Origin of the sequence: Actinotalea sp. (assembly GCF_035443605.1) — a bacterium.
Classification (GTDB): Bacteria; Actinomycetota; Actinomycetes; order Actinomycetales; family Cellulomonadaceae; genus Actinotalea.
In genome coordinates, this window is record NZ_DAORSQ010000111.1 from 1 (window position 1) to 7,506 (window position 7,506).

The window sequence follows — 7,506 nt, forward strand, 5'->3', positions numbered from 1 at the left end:
TGGTCATCCCGGACACCGCGAAGGAGAAGCCCCAGGAGGGCGAGGTCCTCGCGGTCGGCCCCGGCCGGGTCGACGACAAGGGCCAGCGCGTGCCGCTGGACGTCGCCGTCGGCGACACCGTCATCTACAGCAAGTACGGCGGCACCGAGGTGAAGTACGCGGGCGAGGAGTTCCTCATCCTGTCCGCGCGCGACATCCTCGCCGTCGTGGTCAAGTGATCATCGCCTGACCCGCAGCACGACAGAAGCCCCGGACCGCGAGGTCCGGGGCTTCTGTCGTCGCGGCGCGAGGGGGCGCGTACCGCGACCGTCGGTCCGACGGGGGTCTCAGCCGGCGCGGCGCAGGCGCTCCGCCAGCACGGCGGTGCGCTCGTCCTCGGACAGCCCGCCCCAGACGCCGTAGGGCTCGCGCACGGCCATCGAGTGCGCCCGGCAGGCGTCCAGCACGGGGCAGGTGGCGCACACGGCCTTGGCGGCCTCGGCACGACGGCGCCGTGCGGACCCGCGCTCACCCTCGGGGTGGAAGAAGAGCGTCGGGTCGGCGTCGCGACAGGCCCCCTCGTACTGCCACTCCCACAGGTCCATCACGGGACCGGGCAGGCGCGAGATCTCGGTCACAGGTCCTCCAAGGGGTGGTGCAGCGGTGTGCCCAACCTAGAACCGCTTCACAAGTTGGTCAACCCTCGGGTGCGAGATGGTCCGCGATGCCCGACGCCACGCCCGGGGCGGGGGCCGGTCGGGCCGTGAAGTGGCGGACCGCGCCAGGGGCTGGGCACAATCGCGTCATGGTCCCGTGTCGTCGCGTCCCCGCCGAGCACCCGGACCGGGCGACGCGATGAGCGCCGACGCCCGCACCGACCCCTCGTTGACCGTCGCCGCGGTGGCCCGGCGGCTCGGCGTCGCCCCCGCGACCCTGCGGACCTGGGACCGGCGCTACGGGCTCGGCCCCTCGGAGCACCTGGCCGGGGCGCACCGGCGCTACTCGGCCGCCGACGTCGCGCGACTCCTCACCATGCGCAGGCTGACGCTCGAGGGCGTTGCGCCGTCGGAGGCGGCGCGCACGGCCCGGGAGGGCCCGGGCGGCGCCACGGGCCCGTCCACCGTCGAGGTCCTGGACGCCTACACGGACGCCGTCGTCATGGCACCGGACCCGGCCGCCCTTGCCGGTGCGGCCGGGGCCTTCGACAACGCTGCCGTCCGCTGGATGCTCGCGCGCGTGCATCCCCGCGACGTCCTGGACTGGTGGACCGACCTCGTCGAGCCGGCGTTGGCGACCCTGGCCGCCCGGCCGGTGCTCGAGCGGCCCGGCGAGAGCGCCGTCCGCGGGCTCGAGGCCGCGGCGTTCGCCGAGCTGCGCAGCCGCGTCGCCGCCGCGGGGGTCCGCACCCGGGTGGCCCCGCCGTCGGAGCAGCTGGGGACGGTCCTGGCGGTCCCCGCCGGACCGGGCCCGGACCTCGTGGCGCACGTGCTCGCCACCGCGCTGCAGGAGCACGCGGTCACGGCCCTCGTGCTGACCGGGGGCGGCCCGGCGGCCGTCCTGGGTGCCGTCGAGGCCCTGGCGCCGGCGGCCGTGCTGCTGCACGTCGCAGCCGAGCTGCCGGGAGACCTCCTGGCTGCGCTCGGTGAGCGGGCCCCCGACCTGCCGCTCTTCGTGCACCGGGCGGGGTCGGCGCCGCTCGAGGTCGCGCCGTCGCTCGCGCTGCACCGGGTGCGGACGCTGACCGGCGCCCTGCACGAGATCCTCGCCGTCGTGCGCTGAGCCCGCCGGACGCCCCGACACCTCCCGTGGCCTGTCCCCGCCGGACCGCCGTCCCGGGGTGACGACCTTCTCACCCGGCCCGTCCCCTAAGGTCCGGACCCCTGGGAGCCGATGAGGTAGGCGCACGGCACTCACGCCGTGCACGGGAGCGGGCCTCCGGGCCTGCCGCGTGGTCGGAGGGAGGGGTATGGCCGGCGTCATCGTGTGCCACGGGTCCGCAGGGGTACGAGACCGGATCGTCGCTGCCGCCCACGGCGTGCCAGCTCTCGTGCCCGCTCGTTCCGCGGCCACGGCCGAGGAGCTCGTCGCCCTCGCGCGGCGCGTCGCCCCGGCGCTCGTGCTGCTCGACGCGCACCTGCCCGGCTCCGGACCCATCGAGGCGCTGCGTCGGCTGCGCACGCTCGGGGTCACCGCCGCCGTCGTCATGCTCGCCGTGCCAGGCGACGAGATCACGCTGGACCGCGCGATCGCCCTGGGCGCCCGCGGCTACCTGCCGCCCGACGTCGACCGCACAGAGCTCGCCGCGGTCGCAGCGCACAGCCTGGCCACGACCGTCGTGCCGCACCAGCCCGGACCGGCAGCCCACCCCGCCGCGTCCGCCGGGTCGTCCGCGACGCACCACTCGGCCGACCCGACGCCCCAGCGCCGGCCCGCCGCCGGTGAGCTGACCCGCCGCGAGCTCGAGGTGCTCGCCGGGATGAGCCACGGTCGGTCGAACGCGCAGATCGGTGCGGAGCTCTTCCTGTCCGAGGACACCGTCAAGACCCACGCGCGTCGCCTGTTCCGCAAGCTGGGCGCGGCCGATCGCGCCCAGGCGGTCGCCATCGGCCTGCGGGCCGGCATCATCCGCTGATCCCGGACGCTCCGCGGCACGCCCGCGCGGGCCCCGTAGGATCACCGGGTGAGCCCCCACGAGCCCAGCACCCCTGACGCTGCCGCCGATCCCTTCGGGATGATCGGCCTGACCTACGACGACGTCCTGCTGCTGCCCGGCGAGACCGACGTCATCCCCAGCGAGTGCGACACGACCTCCCGGCTGACCCGCGAGATCTCCATCCACGTGCCCCTGGTCTCCGCGGCGATGGACACGGTCACCGAGTCCCGGATGGCGATCGCGATGGCCCGTCAGGGCGGTGTGGGCATCCTGCACCGCAACCTGTCCATCGCCGACCAGGCCCAGCAGGTCACCGTCGTCAAGCGGTCCGAGTCGGGGATGATCTCCGACCCCGTGACCATCTCCCCGGACGCCACGCTCGCGGAGCTCGACGCGCTGTGCGGCACCTACCGCGTCTCCGGGCTGCCCGTCGTGGACGCGGACCAGCGCCTGCTGGGCATCATCACCAACCGCGACCTGCGGTTCGTCGACCCGGCCGACTACCCGAACCTCCTGGTGCGCGCCACCATGACGCCGATGCCGCTCATCACGGCCCCGGTGGGCATCGCCCGCGAGGACGCGGCGGCGATCCTGGCGAAGCACAAGGTCGAGAAGCTCCCGCTGGTGGACGGCGAGGGGCGGCTGCGTGGCCTCATCACGGTCAAGGACTTCACCAAGTCCGAGAAGTACCCCATGGCCACCAAGGACGGCGCCGGCCGGCTCGTCGTCGGGGCGGCCGTCGGCTTCTTCGGCGACGCGTGGGAGCGTGTGGGAGCGCTCGTCGACGCCGGCGTCGACGTGCTCGTCGTCGACACGGCCAACGGCCACGCGCGGCTCATGCTCGACATGGTGCGCCGGATCAAGGCGGACCCGGCCCTGCGGGGCGTGCAGGTGATCGGCGGCAACATCGCCACGCGCGAGGGCTCGCAGGCGCTCGTCGACGCCGGGGTGGACGCGGTCAAGGTAGGCGTGGGGCCAGGCTCGATCTGCACCACGCGCGTCGTGGCGGGCGTCGGCGTGCCCCAGGTCACGGCCATCCACCAGGCCTCGCTGGCCGCCCGCCCGGCCGGGGTGCCGGTGATCGGCGACGGCGGGCTGCAGTACTCCGGGGACATCGCGAAGGCCATCGTCGCCGGGGCCGAGTCCGTCATGCTCGGCGGGCTGCTGGCCGGTTGCGACGAGTCGCCCGGCGACCTCGTGTTCGTCAACGGCAAGCAGTACAAGCGCTACCGCGGGATGGCGTCGCTGGGAGCCATGCAGTCGCGCGGCGACCGCCGCTCGTACTCCAAGGACCGCTACTTCCAGGGCGACCTGTCCGACGACGAGATCATCACCGAGGGCATCGAGGGGCAGGTGCCGTACCGCGGCGCGCTCTCCCAGGTCACCCACCAGCTCGTGGGCGGGCTGCACCAGTCGATGTTCTACGTCGGCGCGCGCACCGTGCCGCAGCTGCAGGCGCGCGGCAAGTTCGTCCGGATCACCGCGGCCGGGCTCAAGGAGTCGCACCCGCACGACGTCCAGATGATCCGCGAGGCCCCGAACTACACCGGCCGGTGACGGGCGCCCCGATCGACCTCGACGCGGTCACCACGCTCGTCGACCGCGTCGCTCGTGAGGTCGTGACCCCGCGCTTCCGGGCCCTGGTGGCCGGCGACGTGAGCGTCAAGGGTGTCGACGACATCGTCACCGTTGTCGACACCGAGGCCGAGGCGGCGCTCGTCGCGGGCCTGACCGCGATCGCCCCTGGCGTGCCCGTCGTGGGCGAGGAGGGCACCTCCGCCGACGCCGGCCGGCTGGACGTCCTGGCCGGCGCACCGCTCGCCTGGGTCGTCGACCCGCTCGACGGCACGCGGGCGTTCGTCGAGGGCTCGCCGGACCACGCCGTCATGGTGGGGCTGGTCGCCGACGGCGAGGTCGTGGCGGGCTGGATCTGCCTTCCGGCGCACGGGCGGACGTACGTCGCCGAGCGCGGGTCGGGGGCCTTCTGCAACGGCGAGCGGCTGCCCCGGCTGGGCGCCCGGGCAGGGACGGCCCTCGCCGGGGCGCTGGTGGCCGGGCCGGCGTTGCGGGGCGGCGTGGCCACGGGATGGATGCCGCCGCAGGTGCGGGACGGTCTGCTGGCCCGGCCGCTGCCCGCCGACCTCGCGGGCCTCACGCTCGGCGCGCGGATCTGGGCCGGCCACGCCTATGCGCAGGTGGCCTCTGGCGCCACGGACGTGCTCGTCTACTGGCGCACGTGGCCGTGGGACCACGCGCCGGGCGCGGTGCTGGTCCGCGAGGTGGGCGGCGTGGTGCGCCGGCCGGACGGGGCCGAGTACCGGCCGTCCGACGGCGCCTCTGGTCTCGTCGTCGCGCCGGACGAAGCGACGTTCGTGCGGGTGCGGGACGGGCTGGACCTGCCCGGACGCTGACTCAGGCGGGCACGGGCCAGAGCGGCCCGACGGCGGGGACGCGGGACGGCCAGTCGAGCTCGGCGCCAGCCCCCACCAGGCCCTGCTGCGTGCGCCAGGCGTTGAACCCCTCCGCCCACGTGCGGTGCGCGGTCACCTGGAGGTCGTGCACCTCGTCGAGGTTCATCGCCGCGAGCTCGGGGTGGGCCGCGGCGATCGCGGCGAGCACGTCGAGGGTGGCCAGCACATCCACCTCGGCGGTGTGCAGGGCGGCCGTGGTCACGCCGTAGTGCGCGCACAGGTCGCCCAGGCGGCGCTTGCCGGGCCGGTAGCGGTCGAGGTACCGGTCGAGGACGAGCGGGTCCACGACCGTCCGGACCTCGTGACCGATGCGCTCGGGCAGCGTCGGCAGACGGTGGCGGCGCAGCTCCGCGTCGAGCAGGGACAGGTCGTAGCTCGCGTTGAAGGCGACCACCGGCTCGCCGCGCCGCAGGGCGGCGGCCAGACCGGTCGCGATCTCCTCGAGCGCCACCGCCGCGGGGCGTCCGTGCGCCCGCGCGTGCGCGGTGGTCACGCCGTGGATCGCCGCTGCACCGGCCGGGATCGGCACGCCGGGGTCGATGAGCCACGTCACGGTGGACAGGCTGGGCGTCCCCGGTGCTGCCGAGCCGGCCCGGCGCACCAGCGCGGCCGTGACCACACGGTCCGTCCCGACGTCGACCCCCGTCGTCTCGGTGTCGAACCCCATGAGGGCCCCGTCGATCCAGCGCATCACGACCTCCTGCCCGCCAGCGTGCCAGCCGGCACCGACAGCCCTGCGCAGGCCACGCCGTGGCCGGTAGCCTTGCCGGGTGAGCAACGAGATCGAGATCGGGCGCGGCAAGCGCGGACGTCGTGCCTACTCCTTCGACGACATCGCGGTGGTGCCCTCCCGCCGCACGCGGGACCCGCAGGACGTCTCGGTCGGCTGGCAGATCGACGCGTACCACTTCGAGCTGCCGATCGTCGCGGCGCCCATGGACTCCGTGATGAGCCCCGAGACGGCCATCGCGCTCGGGCGGCACGGCGGCCTGGGCGTGCTGGACCTCGAGGGCCTGTGGACCCGGTACGAGGACCCGACCCCCCTGCTCGACGAGATCGCGGCCCTCGAGCCCGCCGCGGCCACGGCCCGCATGCAGCAGATCTACGCCGCGCCGATCGTCCCCGAGCTCATCACCCGGCGGCTGGCCCAGATGCGCGAGGGCGGCGTCACCGTCGCGGGTGCGCTCTCGCCGCAGCGCACGCAGCAGCACTGGAAGGCCGTCGTCGACGCGGGGGTCGACCTCTTCGTCATCCGCGGCACCACGGTGTCGGCCGAGCACGTCTCCGGCCGCTCGGAGCCGCTCAACCTCAAGCGGTTCATCTACGAGCTCGACGTCCCGGTCATCGTCGGCGGCGCGTCAACGTACACCGCAGCGCTGCACCTCATGCGCACCGGCGCCGCCGGCGTTCTCGTCGGCTTCGGCGGCGGGGCGGCGCACACCACCCGGGTGTCCCTGGGCATCCACGCCCCGATGGCCAGCGCCGTCGCCGACGTCGCCGCGGCGCGGCGCGACTACCTCGACGAGTCGGGCGGCCGCTACGTGCACGTCATCGCCGACGGTGGCGTGGGCCGCTCCGGCGACCTCGTCAAGGCCGTCGCGTGCGGCGCGGACGCCGTCATGCTCGGCGCGGCCCTCGCGCGTGCAGCCGAGGCCCCGGGCCGGGGCTGGCACTGGGGGCCGGAGGCGCACCACCCGCAGCTGCCCCGCGGCGAGCGCGTCGAGGTGGGTACCGCCGGCACCCTGCAGGAGATCCTCTTCGGCCCGGGCCGCCAGGCCGACGGGACGCTCAACCTCGTCGGTGCCCTGCGCAGGGCGCTCGCCACCACGGGCTACTCCGACCTCAAGGAGTTCCAGCGTGTCGAGGTCGTCGTCTCCCCGTACCAGCCACACTGAGCCGTACCGACACACCACACCGAGCAGCACCAGCAGCACCCAGCACGACCGGCCCGGGCGGCAGCGCCGCCGCTCCCGCCGCCTCGACCCGCCCGGGGCCCGACCACGGTCCCCTGCGGGACCTCGGGCCCACGCGGCCCCCTGACCGGGCCACCCGGTGGCCACCGATCCGACATCTCCGGGCAATCGGGCTCCGAATCTCTTGACACCGGACAGAAACGGAACTATACAAAGGCATACCAACATCTGAACGGGCATCACGAACGTCAAAGGAGACGGGGTGTACGCGACCGAACGCCAGCAGCAGATCCTCTCCCGTGCCCGTCAGGACGGCCGCGTCGAGGTCAAGGACCTCGCCGACTCCCTCGACGTCACGCCCGAGACGGTCCGTCGGGACCTCACCGCGCTGGAGCGCCGCGGCCTGCTGCGACGGATGCACGGCGGTGCGATCCCGGTCGAGCGGCTGGATCACGCCGCCGTCGGCGAGGGCCGGCGTCCACTGCGGCTG

At 74.8% G+C, this 7,506-nt stretch carries 9 protein-coding genes; 7 read left to right on the forward strand and 2 right to left on the reverse strand.

Going from position 1 to position 7,506, the window contains the following annotated elements:
* On the forward strand, positions 1 to 218 hold a 218-nt coding region (locus tag PKY62_RS11125), incomplete at its 5' end, for a co-chaperone GroES (protein WP_324536944.1).
* 108 nt (positions 219 to 326) lie between these two features.
* Here the strand turns inward: PKY62_RS11125 and PKY62_RS11130 are convergent.
* Positions 327 to 617, reverse strand: a complete 291-nt coding sequence (locus tag PKY62_RS11130; protein WP_324536947.1) for a WhiB family transcriptional regulator — start codon at positions 615 to 617, stop codon at positions 327 to 329.
* Between the two features lie 217 nt (positions 618 to 834).
* Between PKY62_RS11130 and PKY62_RS11135 the strand changes: the two genes are divergently transcribed.
* The 4 genes from PKY62_RS11135 (at position 835) to PKY62_RS11150 (ending at position 5,043) form a co-directional block, all read left to right on the forward strand.
* On the forward strand, positions 835 to 1,758 hold the full coding sequence (locus tag PKY62_RS11135; RefSeq protein WP_324536949.1) for a MerR family transcriptional regulator: 924 nt from the start codon (positions 835 to 837) through the stop codon (positions 1,756 to 1,758).
* A 187-nt stretch (positions 1,759 to 1,945) separates the two neighbouring features.
* The gene (locus PKY62_RS11140) at positions 1,946 to 2,611 is read left to right on the forward strand and encodes a LuxR C-terminal-related transcriptional regulator (RefSeq protein WP_324536951.1); all 666 of its coding nucleotides are present in this window, start codon (positions 1,946 to 1,948) and stop codon (positions 2,609 to 2,611) included.
* A 99-nt stretch (positions 2,612 to 2,710) separates the two neighbouring features.
* Positions 2,711 to 4,189 carry an IMP dehydrogenase gene (gene guaB, locus PKY62_RS11145; protein WP_324536961.1) on the forward strand — a complete coding sequence of 493 codons (1,479 nt, stop codon included), beginning with the start codon at positions 2,711 to 2,713 and terminating at the stop codon, positions 4,187 to 4,189.
* Positions 4,186 to 5,043, forward strand: coding sequence for an inositol monophosphatase family protein (locus PKY62_RS11150; protein ID WP_324536953.1), 858 nt, complete (start codon positions 4,186 to 4,188; stop codon positions 5,041 to 5,043). The genes guaB and PKY62_RS11150 overlap by 4 nt, the downstream gene beginning before the upstream one ends.
* A 1-nt stretch (position 5,044) precedes the next feature.
* Here the strand turns inward: PKY62_RS11150 and PKY62_RS11155 are convergent, their stop codons facing one another.
* Entirely contained in the window at positions 5,045 to 5,794 is a 750-nt protein-coding gene (locus PKY62_RS11155) for an exonuclease domain-containing protein (RefSeq protein ID WP_324536955.1), read from the reverse strand.
* A gap of 79 nt (positions 5,795 to 5,873) precedes the next feature.
* Here PKY62_RS11155 and PKY62_RS11160 point away from each other — a divergent pair, with 79 nt between their 5' ends.
* The gene (locus PKY62_RS11160; protein ID WP_324536957.1) at positions 5,874 to 6,998 is read left to right on the forward strand and encodes a GuaB3 family IMP dehydrogenase-related protein; all 1,125 of its coding nucleotides are present in this window, start codon (positions 5,874 to 5,876) and stop codon (positions 6,996 to 6,998) included.
* Between the two features lie 280 nt (positions 6,999 to 7,278).
* On the forward strand, positions 7,279 to 7,506 hold a 228-nt coding region (locus PKY62_RS11165), incomplete at its 3' end, for a DeoR family transcriptional regulator (protein WP_324536959.1).